Source organism: Photorhabdus sp. P32, from assembly GCF_038085095.1.
Lineage (GTDB): Bacteria > Pseudomonadota > Gammaproteobacteria > Enterobacterales > Enterobacteriaceae > Photorhabdus > Photorhabdus luminescens.
In genome coordinates, this window is sequence record NZ_JAZGJN010000237.1 from 1 (window position 1) to 16,369 (window position 16,369).

The 16,369-nt window shown below is 42.5% G+C and carries 13 protein-coding genes, 1 tRNA gene and 1 pseudogene; 9 read left to right on the forward strand and 6 right to left on the reverse strand.

Going from position 1 to position 16,369, the window contains the following annotated elements; translation table 11 throughout:
- Positions 1-268: 268 nt before the first annotated feature.
- A complete protein-coding gene (locus V2H77_RS07490; RefSeq protein ID WP_341498310.1) occupies positions 269-1,351 on the forward strand; it encodes a phage tail protein in 1,083 nt (360 codons plus the stop codon).
- A gap of 263 nt (positions 1,352-1,614) precedes the next feature.
- Here the strand turns inward: V2H77_RS07490 and V2H77_RS07495 are convergent.
- Both V2H77_RS07495 and V2H77_RS07500 read right to left on the reverse strand, forming a co-directional pair.
- Positions 1,615-1,722 (reverse strand): annotated as a pseudogene (locus tag V2H77_RS07495) (Arm DNA-binding domain-containing protein); the annotation flags it as partial.
- Between the two features lie 155 nt (positions 1,723-1,877).
- A tRNA-Arg gene (locus V2H77_RS07500) sits at positions 1,878-1,952 on the reverse strand.
- Between the two features lie 189 nt (positions 1,953-2,141).
- Between V2H77_RS07500 and mlaA the strand changes: the two genes are divergently transcribed.
- Positions 2,142-2,897 (forward strand): phospholipid-binding lipoprotein MlaA, encoded by a 756-nt coding sequence (gene mlaA / locus V2H77_RS07505; protein ID WP_049584294.1) that lies wholly within the window; start codon positions 2,142-2,144, stop codon positions 2,895-2,897.
- Positions 2,898-2,976: 79 nt separating this feature from the next.
- Here mlaA and fadL read toward each other — a convergent pair whose 3' ends face one another.
- Positions 2,977-4,281, reverse strand: coding sequence for a long-chain fatty acid transporter FadL (fadL, locus tag V2H77_RS07510; RefSeq protein ID WP_341498311.1), 1,305 nt, complete (start codon positions 4,279-4,281; stop codon positions 2,977-2,979).
- 585 nt (positions 4,282-4,866) lie between these two features.
- On the opposite strand from fadL, the gene fadI reads away from it, so the two are divergent.
- The 3 genes from fadI (at position 4,867) to sixA (ending at position 9,362) form a co-directional block, all read left to right on the forward strand.
- On the forward strand, positions 4,867-6,177 hold the full coding sequence (gene fadI / locus V2H77_RS07515) for an acetyl-CoA C-acyltransferase FadI (RefSeq protein WP_049584296.1): 1,311 nt from the start codon (positions 4,867-4,869) through the stop codon (positions 6,175-6,177).
- Positions 6,177-8,360 carry a fatty acid oxidation complex subunit alpha FadJ gene (gene fadJ, locus V2H77_RS07520; RefSeq protein ID WP_341498312.1) on the forward strand — a complete coding sequence of 728 codons (2,184 nt, stop codon included), beginning with the start codon at positions 6,177-6,179 and terminating at the stop codon, positions 8,358-8,360. The genes fadI and fadJ overlap by 1 nt, the downstream gene beginning before the upstream one ends.
- 519 nt (positions 8,361-8,879) lie before the next feature.
- Positions 8,880-9,362, forward strand: coding sequence for a phosphohistidine phosphatase SixA (gene sixA / locus V2H77_RS07525; protein ID WP_341498313.1), 483 nt, complete (start codon positions 8,880-8,882; stop codon positions 9,360-9,362).
- Between the two features lie 20 nt (positions 9,363-9,382).
- On the opposite strand, the gene smrB is transcribed toward sixA, so the two are convergent.
- The gene (smrB, locus tag V2H77_RS07530; RefSeq protein WP_049584299.1) at positions 9,383-9,916 is read right to left on the reverse strand and encodes an endonuclease SmrB; all 534 of its coding nucleotides are present in this window, start codon (positions 9,914-9,916) and stop codon (positions 9,383-9,385) included.
- A gap of 364 nt (positions 9,917-10,280) precedes the next feature.
- Here smrB and hutI point away from each other — a divergent pair, with 364 nt between their 5' ends.
- From hutI to hutC, 3 genes are all read left to right on the forward strand, one after another.
- On the forward strand, positions 10,281-11,519 hold the full coding sequence (gene hutI, locus V2H77_RS07535) for an imidazolonepropionase (RefSeq protein ID WP_341498314.1): 1,239 nt from the start codon (positions 10,281-10,283) through the stop codon (positions 11,517-11,519).
- A 17-nt stretch (positions 11,520-11,536) separates the two neighbouring features.
- Positions 11,537-12,493: a formimidoylglutamase gene (hutG, locus tag V2H77_RS07540; protein WP_341498315.1), complete on the forward strand. Its 957-nt coding sequence runs from the start codon at positions 11,537-11,539 to the stop codon at positions 12,491-12,493.
- 105 nt (positions 12,494-12,598) lie between these two features.
- Positions 12,599-13,330, forward strand: a complete 732-nt coding sequence (gene hutC / locus V2H77_RS07545) for a histidine utilization repressor (RefSeq protein ID WP_265378595.1) — start codon at positions 12,599-12,601, stop codon at positions 13,328-13,330.
- Positions 13,331-13,341: 11 nt separating this feature from the next.
- Here the strand turns inward: hutC and V2H77_RS07550 are convergent, their stop codons facing one another.
- A complete protein-coding gene (locus tag V2H77_RS07550; protein ID WP_341498316.1) occupies positions 13,342-13,983 on the reverse strand; it encodes an HAD family hydrolase in 642 nt (213 codons plus the stop codon).
- A 114-nt stretch (positions 13,984-14,097) separates the two neighbouring features.
- Positions 14,098-15,372, reverse strand: a complete 1,275-nt coding sequence (locus V2H77_RS07555) for an FAD-dependent oxidoreductase (RefSeq protein WP_341498317.1) — start codon at positions 15,370-15,372, stop codon at positions 14,098-14,100.
- A 244-nt stretch (positions 15,373-15,616) separates the two neighbouring features.
- On the opposite strand from V2H77_RS07555, the gene V2H77_RS07560 reads away from it, so the two are divergent.
- Positions 15,617-16,216, forward strand: coding sequence for a TetR/AcrR family transcriptional regulator (locus tag V2H77_RS07560; RefSeq protein WP_341498318.1), 600 nt, complete (start codon positions 15,617-15,619; stop codon positions 16,214-16,216).
- Positions 16,217-16,369 lie beyond the last annotated feature (153 nt).

The following is a 16,369-nucleotide window of genomic DNA, read 5'->3' on the forward strand; positions in this document are numbered from 1 at the left end:
TTGAAAGATGAAGGGTATAAATGGGAAAAATAAGGTAAGAGTTAATTTACAGATATTAAATGCAAATAATCTAGGATGTTTTATTGCAATGTGTTTGATTTTTTATTATTGCCAATTATACAAAAATTATTAACCTCATAAACTATAAAATAAACCTCATTATTTATTTCCTGAGCTAGACTATAATCTTTGTCAATTGAAATAGGACATCTGTACGATAGTTTAATATATTGATTACTGAACGATCTTATTTAATTTAAGAGGGTATATGATCCAAAGAAATGATTTTAAAGCCTTTTCTATTAGTAATAATGCTAATGTAGTGAGTCAAGAAGGATATGAAGAAAGCCGGAGTTTAAAGATGGGGTTTCCGCCAGACGATATTACGGTCCATTTGCTCAATAAAGTGTTACGTCAGTCGTCGACAATAACATCTGTTTTGGCTAATTTTATCGCGACATATTCTGGCAATGATGTTCTGGATGATGGCGATTTAGTTAAACTTGCTACTCAATTAAGTAGCGCATTAGAACAAAAAATTGCAACCGAAGTGCCAAATGCCTCATTAACACAAAAAGGTGTTACTCAGCTTACAGATAAAACCGGTGACAGTAATACTCTCGCGGTAACACAGAAGCTTGTTTCTGATGTAAATGATAATGCTAATAACCGATTGGCAAAAAATCAAAATGGTGCAGATATCTCCGATAAAAACGCGTTTGTGAAAAACCTCGGTTTAGGAGATGGCGGTGGGCGATTAATTGGGTCGCAGATTTTCTATTCATCCGGTACATATACTCCGTCCAGCCCATTAGTTAAACGTATTATCGTTGAAGCTGTTGGCGGCGGCGGAGGTTCAGCTGGCCTCGGTGCGTTGAATTCCAGCATCTCTGCCGCTACAGGTGCAGGCGCGTCCGGTTCCTACGCTAGAACAACGTTATTCAATGTACCCGCATCACCCATCGCAGTAACCATTGGCGCTGGGGGTTCTGGCGGCACGCCAGGTATGAACGGAGGGAGCGGTGGTGAAACATCGTTTGGTGGGCTTGTAATTTGCCCTGGAGGAAAAGGCTCTCCACATGTGGGGGGGAGTAATGATGTTATGGTTTATCCGGCCGGTGGTGCTGGTTTGTTGCCAACGTCAACAATCACTTTAGAATGCGCATCAAACTATACAACATCGGGAGTTGTTCAACCTAAATTTAACTTACTTTTTGCTGGGGAACCTGCTTCAACGGGACTGGGTGCCTATGGTCGCGGTGGATTCCCTGTTTTATCGTATGCAACTGCCCCTGCGCAAAACGGGCAAGTGGGCGCAAATGGTTTGGTTATCGTGAGGGAATATTCATAACGAAAAAAAGGGGTGGCATTCGGAACCCAGCCGAGGTGATAAAATATTTACTTGCGTTTTTAAAAAATATTAAGCATGAATTTACTACTGTACAAGTAATTTAGAAATGCTAATTATTGAAGAGCAAATACACTGCCGTACAGGCAGAACAACGAAGCCGGCTTGTTCGGCTTTATGTTCATTTACTTACTGATCCCATCACAATCCGGTTAGCAAGCCATTGCGTCATCTTTTCCTGCAATGTAGTACTCCAATTGTCATGATTTAGAGCCTATTGGAGAAATGTACAAATGTAATCCACCTCCATCAGCGAGTTTATAAGCTTTATCTTTTGGCTTTGCTGTTTCAACCTGTCTTACTGATAATTTCATTGTTGGGGGTATCCTGAAACGGGGTATTCGCCGATACCCCCGCTTTATGGTTTATTCCAGTTTAGTTTGGTTTAGGTGGATTTAGTATGATTGCTTGCTGTTATTGGATTTTTGGTAGATTTGTTTAGGTATATTTAGGTGGGTTTAGTTAAGAGTGGCGTCCCCTGCAGGAATCGAACCTGCAATTAGCCCTTAGGAGGGGCTTGTTATATCCATTTAACTAAGGGGACATAGCTTTATTATAACGGTTTTTTCTTCCTAAGATAAGGCGTTATAAACTGTTTGCCTATTTAGTGATCACTTAAATTGAGTACCATTCAAGTTAGATTGTCAGTAATATTTACATTATTGATGATCATCGGCGAGTCGTGCAACAAACTGATCTGCCGGATCTAGAAGGTTATTACTTGGAGAGATGTATGAAGTATCGTTTGGGCGGAATCGCTCTTACCGCCGCATTACTAGTGGGATGCGCTAATTCATCTGATACTGTTGAACAGGGGCGTTCAGACCCATTGGAAGGCTTTAACCGTACCATGTTCAACTTTAATTATGATGTTCTTGACCCTTATGTTTTACGTCCAGTCGCGGTAGCGTGGCGTGATTATGTGCCGATGCCTGCTCGAAATGGTTTGGGTAATTTTCTGAGTAATCTTGAAGAGCCGGCTAGTATGGTAAACAGTTTCTTGCGGGGTAACCCATATCAGGGAATGAAACATTTTAATCGTTTTTTCCTAAATACCATTTTGGGTATGGGGGGGCTGATTGATGTTGCAACGATGGCAAACCCCAAATTGGCAAAAGAAGAGCCAAAACGCTTTGGGAGTACTCTGGGCTATTATAAAGCGGGGTATGGTCCTTATGTTGTATTACCGGGTTATGGCAGTTTCACCCTACGTGATGAAGGGGGAAATTGGGCGGATATGACTTACCCAATGCTGAGTTATCTGACTATTTGGATGTCAGCCGGCAAGTGGGCATTTGAAGGAATTGAAACCCGTGCTCGTTTACTGGATTCTGATGGCTTATTGAAGAACTCGTCAGATCCCTATTTGATGATGCGTGAGGCTTACTTCCAGAGCCATGATTTTATGGCAAGCGGCGGTAAACTGGAAGCCACGAAAAATCCAAATGCCGAAGCATTACAGGATGATTTAGATAGTATTGATGATTGATAACGCTTTATTTGGTTTTTAACTGCGTAGATAAAAAAGGATAGCAATATTCGCTATCCTTTTTTAGAGTGGAATATTATTAGAATGCGTAGTTGAAGTTCACACCATACAGCCAGGCAGTGCCTTTAGCTTCGAATTCATATGCGTAAGGCAATGCTTCAGACAATTTCTCTTTGACAGTGACTTTCTGACCATGCATATATGAAACACCGACATCAACAGAAGCATCTTTGTTAAATGCGTAGGTTGCGCCAGCACTCAGCCAGAAACGATCTTGGTCCGGAATAGAGATAGAACGGTTTTCAGCCGGAATCGGGCTGTCATCAAAGGCGATACCTGTACGGAATGTCCAGTTGTCGTCGTGATAATAAGTTGTACCTAAAGCAATACGGTAAGCATCTTTGAAGCCTTCATGTTTACTGAACAGGACGGAGCCGTCTTTATTTCTGGTCCCTTTCAATTCATTAAACTCACTCCAGCCTGTATACGCCAGGCTATAGTGGATAGCCCATTTAGGCGCTACGCGGTTGTAACCAGAAATCTCCCAGATATCCGGCAAATTGAGGTCCAATCTACCGCCAATGGTTTTGCCTCCAGTAGCAGGTAAATTCACTCCCGCCTTTTCCAGCATTTGACCTAGCGCAACAGGTACGTCATTTTTATAATCGCCGTCTTTAAACTTAACTTTAACTTTAGAACGGTAAGTCAGGCTGTAACGGTTATTTTCATCCACTTCATACATGATGCCTGCGTTCCAACCATAGCCCCAATCTTTGCCTGACAGATTAGCAATTTCATCAGTTGGTTTTAGTGCACCTCTGGTTAGACTCGCCATAGCACCTGCATGACGGACGATTTCTGCATCCGCATAAACAGCGTTCAACCCTAAACCAAAGCTGAAGTGATCATTCAGTTTATAAGCACCGCTTAAGTTGAAGTTCAACGTTGTCAGGTCAGTTTTACCGCCGATGGGGCCTGCTTCATAGTTATTGCTAAAATCCGTTGCCAGACCGAAGTTGGTGGTGACCGAAGTACCAACAAACCATTGATCATCGATTGGCATAATGAAATGTATGTTAGGTATCCAGGCGGTAGGAGCGATATTTTTAGCGTTAGTACTTTTCGATTTCCCAGTAATATCAACATCTGGGTTGATATAGACGGCGCCAATAGAGAATGATGGGCGATCAAACAGTGTCATTGCTGCTGGGTTACGGCTTCCTACCGTTGCGTTATCAGCAACAACGCCTTCCCCGGAAAAAGCGCGGCCTAGGGCCGAAGTAGAAAATTCATTTAACTGGAAACCAGCAGCGCCGGCATTCGATGATATTATAGCCACTGCAACCGCTAATGCTGAACGGGTGAACAGGTTTTTCTGGTTCATAACCAAAACCCTCTTGTTTATTATTTAACTATGCCACTTATCTTAGCAAGGAGCGCAGAATTGTAGGGTCGGTTTGCCTCGCTGACAAATCAGACCAGTCGTGAAGTATAGGTCTGATAACAGTTGGTGTTGCAAGAATGTTTTTAAAATATTACCAAGTTGATATCAAAAACGCGACTCAGTTAACAAAAAAATGATTTTTGATATTAATAAAAACGTTTAAAAATGATTTTTTAAGATCAAATTTCGGCAGATAAATATTCTTTAAGAGGTAGTGTGAGTTTCCCGGTAGTGTAAGAGGGATCAGATATTAGAATTCATTATGAATATTTTAGTAATGGAATTATGACTGGTGTAATAGACCGATGTTGCAAAAAGCAGCTTGCGAACGTGTTCGAATAAGTATTGAAACCATTTAGCTATTAAATAAATTAAAGTTGCGCTTCCTCTCATTTTTGATTTATTCAGGTTTGCTATTTATAAACATTACGCTAACAATGATCTATCAGGTCAGACCTGTCCAGATTGGTTGAAAAGTTTTTTCAGTAATTTGATTCAGTTAACGATAATCTTTCAGGAGCCGTTATGAGTCGTCCTTTAACAAAAGTGACACAGCAAGGCGATCGTATCGCCATTGTCAGCGGGCTACGCATTCCATTTGCTAAACAGGCAACATCGTATCATGGCATACCGGCTGTGGATTTGGGTAAATCAGTCGTCAGCGAACTTGTGACTAGGAGTGGTTTACTCCCTGAAAAGATTGACCAATTGGTGTTTGGGCAAGTGGTGCAAATGCCTGAAGCGCCAAATATTGCCCGTGAAATCGTTCTTGGTGCTGGGTTAAGTGTGAGTACTGATGCTTACAGTGTCTCCCGTGCATGCGCCACCAGTTTTCAGGCGATCGCCAATGTGGCTGAAAGCATTATGGCTGGCACGGTGAATATCGGGATTGCTGGCGGAGCTGATACTTCGTCTGTATTGCCGATTGGCGTGACTAAATCCCTGGCTCGTACTTTGGTGGATATGAATAAGGCTAAAACGTTATCGCAACGCCTTAAATTACTTAGTCGCCTTAAATTTCGCGATTTATTGCCGGTATCTCCGGCGGTAGCGGAATATTCGACGGGTCTGCGTATGGGAGATACTGCGGAGCAGATGGCGAAGACTTACCGTATCAGTCGAGAAGATCAGGATGCGTTAGCACACCGCTCCCATATTCTGGCAGCGAAAGCTTGGGAACAGGGATTGTTGGCTGATGAAGTCATGACAGCTCACTTCCCGCCATACCGTGAAGCATTGCTTGAAGATAATAATATTCGTAAAAGTTCTGTACTGACCTCTTATGCGAAGCTGCGTCCGGCATTTGACCGTAAGTACGGCACTGTCACTGCTGCAAATAGTACACCGCTGACGGATGGCGCAGCGGCAGTCATATTGATGCGTGAATCAGTGGCTAAGGCATTGGGGACAAAACCGCTTGGTTATCTGCGTAGCTATGCATTCTCAGCCATTGATGTCTGGCAAGATATGTTATTAGGGCCGTCATACGCCACGCCAATAGCGCTTGATCGTGCAGGTATCACACTAAAAGATCTGACTTTAATCGATATGCATGAAGCTTTTGCGGCTCAGACACTGGCAAACCTGAAAATGTTTGCCAGTGATGAATTTGCTCGTAATAAATTAGGGCGTGCTCAGGCGATTGGTGAAGTCGATATGGACAAATTTAATGTTTTAGGTGGTTCAATCGCTTATGGGCACCCATTTGCAGCGACAGGAGCTCGTATGGTGACGCAAGTATTGAATGAGTTGCGTCGCCGTGGCGGTGGGCTTGGGTTGACAACCGCTTGTGCTGCTGGCGGGTTGGGCACAGCTATGGTATTGGAGGTGGAATAATGACTCAGGCTCAACATGATGCAGCACCCATCACGATGGATACAAACCAAACTGCTTCTGTTTTCAGTTTTAATGTCAGGCCAGATAAGATCGGCGTTATCACTATTAATGTGCCGGGAGAAAAGGTAAATACGCTGAAAGCAGAATTTGTTGATCAGTTTCTGAATGTTTTCAAACAAGCTCAGCAATCTTCTGGTCTTAAAGGATTAATATTGATTTCCGGTAAGCCGGATACGTTTATTGCCGGTGCTGATATTTCTATGATTGCCGGATGTAAGACCAAAGAAGATGCGCGAGATTTGGCTGAAAAGGGTCAGAAACTATTTTCTCAGATAGCTAATTATCCCTTGCCTGTCGTAGCAGCAATTCATGGCGCTTGTTTGGGAGGCGGTTTGGAACTGGCGCTTGCATGTCATTGGCGCGTGTGTTCACTGGATGATAAGACTCGTCTTGGATTACCTGAAGTTCAACTTGGGTTATTACCCGGTTCCGGTGGTACTCAGCGGTTGCCAAGACTTATTGGCGTCAGTTCAGCGTTGGATATCATTCTGACGGGTAAACAGCTACGGGCGAAACAGGCATTACGGCTCGGATTGGTGGATGATGCTGTGCCGTTGGATATTCTGCTGGACATTGCTATCGAAAAAGTCAAAAAGGGTATTCCTATTCGTAAACCTTTGCCGTGGCGACAACGGTTATTAGTTGGCCCCTTAGGAAGATACTTTTTGTTTAATATCGTTCGTAAAAAGACGCTGGCGAAAACTCGTGGGCATTATCCTGCGCCTGAACGAATTATTGATGTTGTCAAAGAAGGCGTTGAAAAAGGCATGAGTCAGGGTTTACAGGCTGAAGCGGTAGCATTTGGCGAACTGGTAATGACACGGGAATCTGCCGCTTTACGTAATCTGTTTTTTGCTGCAACTTCGTTGAAGAGTGAAACGGGGTCATCCGAGAAACCGGCGGAAATTAAGCGTGTTGGTGTGTTAGGTGGTGGCCTGATGGGCGGAGGCGTTGCGAATGTAACAGCCACCCGTGGCAAACTACCGGTACGGATTAAAGATATTAACGAGAAGGGCATTAGTCAGGTACTGAAATATACTTGGGATTTGTTGTCCAAACGGGTGAAGCAAAAACGACTACGCCCGGCAGAGCGTGCTCAACAAATGATGCTGATTTCAGGAACGACGGATTATCGTGGCTTCGGGCAAACCGATATTGTTGTTGAAGCAGTGTTTGAGGATTTGTCACTGAAACAGCAAATGGTGGCAGAAATTGAAAAGAATGCTAAACCAGAAACCATATTTGCATCTAATACGTCTTCACTACCTATCCATCAGATTGCTGAAAAAGCCCAACGACCAGAGCAGGTGATTGGTCTGCATTATTTTAGTCCAGTGGATAAGATGCCGCTGGTGGAAGTGATTCCACATCAAGGGACCAGTGAGAAAACGATTGCTACAGCCGTTGCTTTGGCGAAGAAACAGGGTAAGACTGCTATCGTGGTTGGTGATAAAGCCGGATTTTATGTAAACCGGATTCTTGTCCCTTATATTAGTGAGGCCGCGCATTGTCTGGTAGCAGGAGAGCCCATTGATCATATAGACAAAGCTCTGGTTAATTTTGGTTTCCCGGTCGGGCCGATTAATTTATTAGATGAAGTGGGCATTGATGTTGGCACCAAAATCATGCCGATTCTGGTGGAACAACTAGGTCCGCGTTTTGCCGCTCCTGAATCTCTCGATGCTGTACTGAAAGATGGTCGTAAGGGTAGGAAAAATGGCCGTGGTTTCTATTTATATGCATCAGAATCCAGAAAATTCTGGCAGTTTGGCAAGAAAGGCAAAAAAGTTGATAGTTCAATTTATACTTTGCTGAATATAACACCTGAGTCGCATATGCTCTCGTCAGAAATAGCTCAACGCTGTGTGATGCTAATGCTTAATGAAGCTGTTCGTTGTTTGGATGAAGGCATTATCAGAAGTCCACGTGATGGTGATATTGGGGCAGTATTCGGCATTGGTTTTCCGCCATTCTTTGGTGGCCCATTCCGTTATATTGATAGCCTTGGTTGTGCCAGAGTAGTGGAGATTCTGCGTAGGCTGGAAAATCAGTATGGCGATAGATTCGTACCTTGTGAGTGTTTAGTGAAAATGGCTGAACAGAATAAAAGTTTTTATTCATAGTGGCCTATACTGCATTGATGAAAAAATAAATTCCGGTGTTGTTGAGGCGCCGGAATTGTATTGAGTGTTTTTGAATAAAAAAGATCTCTTTATACCCTATGGATTTCAAGATGTATCGCGACGGCAAGGGAGTGAATCCCCGGGAGCATAGATAACGATGTGACCGGGGTGAGTGGGTGCAGCCAACAAAGAGGCAACTTGAAAGATAACGGGTATAGATTCAAGCAACATCCATTGGGTTGTCGTTCAACCATTTTATTTGTTTTGAGTAGAATGCCTGTTCACCCTGTCTGAAATGTTTTTGTAGTAACAATTTTTATTGTATACCCTATGGATTTCAAGATGCATCGCGACGGCAAGGGAGCGAATCCCCGGGAGCATAGATAACTATGTGACTGGGGGGAGTGAGCGCAGCCAGCAAAGAGGCAACTTGAAAGATGACGGGTATATAACTCAGACTGAGATTACTGATATTTATTAGCAGCAGGATAACTGTACTTACTCATTCAACGGTGGACTATGCAAATTTTTATTATGCGTCATGGTGACGCGGCTTTAGATGCAATTAGCGATGCTGCCCGGCAACTCACTCCTCGTGGTTGTGATGAATCGCAAAAAATGGCTTGTTGGTTAGCACAGCAAAAGCATCAGATTGATCTCGTGTTGGTAAGTCCTTATATCCGCGCTGAACAGACGTTACAGATTGTTCGTAAATCCTTATCTTTACCGGATAGTGAAGAAGTGTTGTCGGGGTTAACGCCATCAGGTGATGCTGCCACGGTAAGCAGTTATCTCCAGTTTCTTGCTGAGCAAGGTCATAATGCTGTTTTGATTGTCTCTCACTTACCGTTAGTCAGTTATTTAGTTGCTGAGTTATGCCCGGTAGAAACACCGCCAATGTTTGCAACTTCTGCAATGATATGTGTGGATTTAAACAGCCAGACTGGCAAAGGTACTCTTGTCTGGCAGGTCAGCCCGTCTCAATTGGCAGCAAAAGCCTAATAATTCAGCGGCATATAGGCTCAAGGCTCATCAAGTTCGATAAGCATCAATAGCGCGGCGTTACCTCCCCATTCCTTTGGCGCTTGATGGAAGGCTATGATATCTGGGTGTTGAGCTAACCACAGAGGCGTTTGCTGTTTGAGAATACGTTTCCCGTGACCGTGCATGATGCAGGCACAATAGACATGTTCACGACGGCAAGCAGCTATCAATGCCCCAATTTCCTGTTTGGCTTGCATTTGAGTTAATCCGTGTAAATCAAGGAACAATTCGGGTGAATAATCGCCTCGGCGTAATTTCTTCAATTCGTAATGGTTTGTGTCTTCCCTTACATAGCGAGTAGGGCCTTCGGTATCAAGGTTAGGCTGAAATTCATCAGAAAAATAGTAGCTGGCATCGATTTGCTCTTGCTGAATTCGTTCAGGGGCAATATAGCTGGTTTTTTTTCTTCTGGAAGAATGTAAGACGGTATCCTGGTTGATGCGTTTGGCGCCTGCTACCGATTGTTGAAATAAGCTAATTTCTTCCTCATCCAAGGAGTATTTATTTTTCATCATTTTTCAGTTAATTAAACCATTTTGTGACAAGTGTACTGCATCTTTTTAACGATTAAACCTGATTATATTTAATGAAACCTGATTTTACAGAGTTTGTGGTTTAAAAATGCTGATTAAGAAGGTATATCCACAGGTAGTCAATAAAATAGTTTGACAATGACCATTGGTTGGAAAATAAATGTATATACAACTAAAAACCTGATTTATACCCTATGGATTCCAAGGTGCATCGCGACGGCAAAGGAGCGAATCTCCGGCAGCATAGATAACTATGTGACCGGGGTGAGCGGGCGCAGCCAACAAAGAAGCAACTTGAAAGATGACGGGTATATCAGATACAGACCAATACAGGATGCTGATCATGGCAATAGAACTGCGTGATACTGATATCATCTGGCGTAATGCAAGACTGGCAACAATGGACCCTACTGTCAATGCGGCTTATGGATTATTAAAAGAGCATGATCTGCTGGTGCGTGATGACAAAATTTTAGCTATTTTGCCCACGGCAACATTACAGACGAGTCACTGTCAGGTAATTGATGTCCAACAACGCCTGATTACCCCCGGTTTAATCGATTGTCACACTCATTTAGTATTTGGTGGTAACCGGGCTTATGAGTGGGATCAGCGTTTAAATGGTATGTCCTATGCTGAACTTAGTGCTCAAGGAGGGGGGATTAATGCGACAGTTTCTGCGACTCGGGCCAGTTCTCATCAACAACTTGAACGTTCTGCTCAGCAGCGTCTTGCTGCATTTATGGCCGAAGGTGTAACCACTATTGAGATTAAATCGGGTTATGGATTAAATCTGGAAAATGAAGAAAAATTGCTACAAGTTGCGCAGAACTTAGCGCGACATAATCCGATAGAAATCAGTCCCACATTGCTCGCTGCTCATACTTGTCCACCTGAATATAAGCATAATCCTGACGCTTATATGGATCTGATTTGCGAAAATATCCTGCCACAACTCTGGCAAAAAGGGTTGTTCGAGGCAGTAGATGTTTTTTGTGAAAGCGTAGGATTTAACCTGGCACAAACTGAGCGGCTCTTTCAGAAAGCACAACATTGGAACATTCCAGTAAAAGGTCATGTAGAGCAATTATCTCATTTAGGCGGAAGTGAACTGGTCGCTCGCTATCATGGTCTTTCTGTGGATCATATTGAATATTTAGATCAGGCGGGAGTTGAGGCGCTTAGTCACAGTGGTACGGTAGCCGTTTTGCTTCCTGGCGCATTCTACTTTTTGCAGGAAACACAACGCCCACCTATTGATTTATTGCGGCAATTTAATGTGCCGATAGCCGTATCTACCGATTTTAATCCCGGAACCAGCCCATTTGCCTCTTTGCGAATGGTCATGAATATGGCATGTGTCCAATTTGGATTGACTCCTGAAGAAGTATGGTTAGGTGTAACCCGGCATGCGGCTCGTGCATTGGGCAGAGAACAGAGTCACGGACAGTTGCGAGCGGGAGCTTATGCCGATTTTGTTGTCTGGGATGCAGAAAATCCCGTTGATATTTTGTATGAATTAGGTCATAACCCTTTGAATAGCAGAGTGTTTCGTGGTGTTATAACTCATTCCAGCATATAACAGATAAGGAGCAGTAAATGAATTTATGGCATGCTACTTCGCCGACGATTTGGCAAGGGCGAAATGATTTGTCAGAAGCGGATAATGCACTACGGCTTTTTCAAACAGTTAAACTATCTCCGTATTTTACGCCGGAAGAATTTTCTCACTATATCGCGTTATTAGGGTTTGAATGTGATGAAGGGGTAAAACGCAATCAGGGTAGGCCGGGCGCCAGTCAAGGCCCTGATTATTTGCGGCAATCTTTGGCAAATATGGCGAGTCATAAAGGGCATGATCGATTGGTGGACTTGGGAAGTATTCGTGCTAATCCCAATCAATTGAGTGAGGCGCAACAAGCCTTATCTGATGCCGTTACCCAATGCCAACGTCAGAATGTACGTACCTTGGTGCTTGGGGGAGGACATGAAACGGCTTTTGCTCATGGGGTTGGAATTTATGATGCTTTTCCACATCAGCGTGTTGGTATTATTAACTTTGATGCGCATCTCGATTTACGGCGGTCGCCGCAGCCCACTTCTGGCACACCATTTCGTCAACTTGCTGAATATTGTCAACAACATCAACGTCTGTTTCACTATACTTGCATTGGCGCAAGTTTGGCGTCTAATACGCAGGCATTGGTGGATGAAGCAAACCGCTTGAATGCCACGATTATCTGGGACGATCAATGTCGTGAAACTATGCTGGACAAGGTACAACAGCAGATACAAGATATACTCCAGCAAGTTGATTTGATTTACATGACAATCGATTTGGATGTATTACCTGCTTATCAGATGCCAGCAGTCTCTGCGCCAGCCGCATTGGGGTTGCCATTGGAACGTCTTCTGCAATTAATTCAGCCAATTTGTCAGAGCGGTAAACTACAGGCGGCTGATTTGGTTGAGCTTAATCCAATATTTGATATACAAGGCATAGGTGGAAAAGCCGCAGCACGTATTGCTTGGCAATTAGCACATTGGTGGTATTGATTATCTAAGATAACAATACTATTGTGTTTTTTATTTTGGCGAATATAGCCTGATAAAGTGAGTGTAATTAATCACTTAACATTTTTACAGCATAAGGAATTTATTGTGACGACCCACTTATCAGGATTATTTGCCAAACCTGCTCCTCTGTATGCCAGAGTGAAACAATCCATCATTGAAAAAATCTACACGGGTGAATGGAAGTCAAATGATCGTGTTCCTTCTGAAGCTGAACTAGTTAAACAGTTTAACTGTAGCCGTATGACTGCCAATCGTGCGTTGCGTGAGTTAACTGCTGAAGGGTTATTAGTGCGGCTGCAAGGCGTAGGATCATTTGTCGCTGAACCGAAGGGGCAATCTGCGTTGTTCGAAATTCACAGCATTGCTGATGAGATTTCAGCTCGTTCTCATCAGCATTGCTGTAAAATATTAAAATTATCCGAGCTGAATGCGGATGTGAAACAGGCTGCTGAATTGGACATTATTGCTGGTACGCCGATTTACCATTCAGTTATTGTCCACTATGAAAATGATGTTCCTGTTCAGATAGAAGATCGTTATGTCAATGCTCAAGCGGTTCCTGGCTATTTGCAACAGGATTTTACCAAGCTTACGCCGCACGATTATTTGTCAATGATTGCACCATTAACGGAAGGTGAACACATTGTAGAAGCTATTGCTGGCGATCCTCGATCTTGTAAGTTGCTGCAAATTGAGTCGGGTGCTCCTTGTTTATTAATTAGTCGTCGAACCTGGTCGACTCATTACACCGTTTCCAGTGCCAGGCTGTTATTTCCCGGTAATCGCTATAAATTAAAAGGACGTTTTAGCTCATAGTGATATGTTTATTATTCACAACTAAGCTTTTTCCGTATCAGCTGATAGGGTTGCCATAGATCATTACCTTCATAATGAATTAATGCGATTTTACGTATTTTATCCGTCCCATTAATGGCAACTGTATTGGTAAGAGCATTAAATAAGGGGATGTCAGAGCCGGAATCACCATAGGCGACACACTTCTCTAAATCTAGCCCATATTCCTGTACATATTTTTTTACTATCTGTAATTTGCTTTCAGGCGTTAATATCTGTTTTGGATCAACGGGTTCACGAAAAGGTAAAGCAGGGAAATGTGATGCAACAACAATATCAACCCCAAATTTTCTCAAATGTTGGGCGAAAAAATCTGGTGAGAGAGTAATGACCATAGATATTTCATCTTTAGTTCTGATATCGTCAAAAACCTCTTTTATTCTCTCAATCCACGGTGAGGCATAAAAAACTTTAGTAACGTCAGCGTACTGTAAATTTGACCATAGAAGTTGTAGTTCAGCGGCAAATTTTTTGGTATCGATGTCTCCTTGAGCAAATTGTTTTTCCAACCAGTGAAGTTCTGTCAGACAATTCATTGTGCGGGCAATTTCCAGACTTGCTGTGGTTCCTCTGAGAAGAGTGCCGTCCATATCAAAAACATGTAATACTTTCATAATAAACCTAAATTAATTTTTTCGTTATCGGGACAGGGTAGATTTGTTTGTTATGGTAAACATATAGGGATTACCTATATTAGTAATCCCCCGCTTATTCAGCTAGCCTACGGATTAGGCGGCCTCTACTGCCAAGGTTTTAAGAACCGCTGAGGCGGCATAATGACCACTAATCATTGCAGCAACAATGCCTCTGAAAATTCCACAAGCATCGCCTGCAACCCATACAGGATAAGAGGAAGTTTCCAGGCTTAAATCGCCGTCAAGACTGGGGTACCAACCAACACCTTCCAATGTGGGACCGACGATATGTGTATTTTCGTGATTGATTTCAGGAAATTTTTTAATGATATTACGCAATCCTTGCAACATTTTATCGAATAGCTCTTCGCCATAAATAGAGACAAGTTGTGTAATTATGTGAGCATTTCCGGTTAATACATCTTGTATTTTGATTCTAAAATAGGAATCCTTTTGCTTCATGGCGGAAATAACATTATTGAGCGTTCGGTCCGCGATATCTTCATCAAGAATACGTGTATTAAACCCAACGTTAGATCGCCCTGTAGAGGGGCCGTCAGAATGACCGGAGACAGTCCATAAATCTTGGGTTTTTGTTAATACTGTTTCGCCATTTCGGCAAGCACAGAAAGTGCGCCATTCAATAGCGCCATCATCCGACTGAAGCTTTAATTTCGGGTCAAGTTGTTTCATATTTTTAAAAAATGCCACATCTTTTTGCTGTTCAATGCGGAACCCGACTTCCAATCGATTGAAGGATTGTTTTTCAACCAGATTAGCAATCTCTAATGGACCAAATCTTCCACTAGCCAAAATGATTCGTCGGCATTCAATTTGGTAAGTGTTAGCATTTTTGTCTCTTAAATTCATAATCAGAGAATCTTTTTTTCTGATGTATTTATAAGATAGGAATTTCGTTTGTGTGATGATATCTGCATCTGCCGTTTGCACCATATCTTCAACAAGATTAATTCTATCTTCAAGAGACATATAATTAGAGGGATAATCTTTTAATACCCATTCCCCGGAACCCACGGTAAAGTCTTTGGGATTTGTGGGAAACGGCGGCGTATCCAGACCATATGTATTTAGCGTGGCGCATGTCCATTCATAAGCTTGTCGTAATTCCAGTTCATTTGGTAACTCCCAAAGTGCGCTGGCAGAAGGAAAAAATGAGAATTTTCCATCAGAAAACAGCCCTGCGCCACCATGTCCCTCGGTTATCTCAATGAGATTATCTTTATCACGTTCGTGAATAGCTTTGCCATTATCGATTAGTACGACTCGTAAACCTTTTCCTTTCAATTTCTGTACCGCAGCTAAACCTGCTGGTCCAGCGCCAATAATAGCGACATCATATACAGACATTTCTCTCCTCCATTCTTTAGCCAGAATCAATGTTCCTGGGAACATTTTCTATGAGTTGAGTATTGAATTGTTTTTTCGGTTTTACGGAGTACATCCCGTTTTTTACTAGAAGTAGCGCTCTATTCCGATTACCCTTATTAAATACGAAACCATTGGTATCGAAATTAGAGCGTCTAAACTTGCTTTTCTGGCATTATTTGTCAATACCTAAATATGGTTACTTTTGCCATAAGCGGAGGGATTTATGAGTGAGAATGAGCGGCTATCCTCATTAAGACGTGGGCGTCCACGTGATAATGACACGACAAGAACGGTGTTGAGTGCCGCACTTGTTCTCGTTGAAAGTGGGCGAATTGCAGATATCACTATTAATCATATTGCTTTGTATTCAGGCGTTGCGAAATCGACTATTTATCGCAGATGGCCGAATGTATCAGCAGTTTTAATGGATGCTTTCTTTGATGATATTGAACCGCTAATTATTTATGATAAACAGATACCGGTGATAGAATCCATGCGGGTTACCATTAAAAAGCTTATTGAAGTGTTGCAAAGTAAGCGCGGGTTGCTGTTCAGGTATTTGTTGGGATCAGCGCAGTATGATGCTGAAGTGAGGGAAGTTTTTGTTCAACGTTGGCTTGAACCACGGCGACAATTAGGAAAGCAGATCATTTTACATGCTATCGAGCGGGGAGAAATTTCTTCTAATGCTGACAGTGGCTTATTATTAGACTGCATTTTCGGTGCTATTTACTACAAATATATGGTTTCCTTTTCTCCCATTACACCTGAATTTGTCGATAAAGTTATTGATTGTGCGTTTGGTGGTTTGGTTAAAAATTGAATGTTCATTTTTCGACAAGAAACAGTTTATTAGTGGTTACAGGTGTTCCATCCAAAGAATGATTTTTGCTAAGTCAAAATAACCTTTTCATTATTGATGACGATTATATTATTAATTTGACGGGGCCAGAAATGCCAGCCCCGTTAACCATAA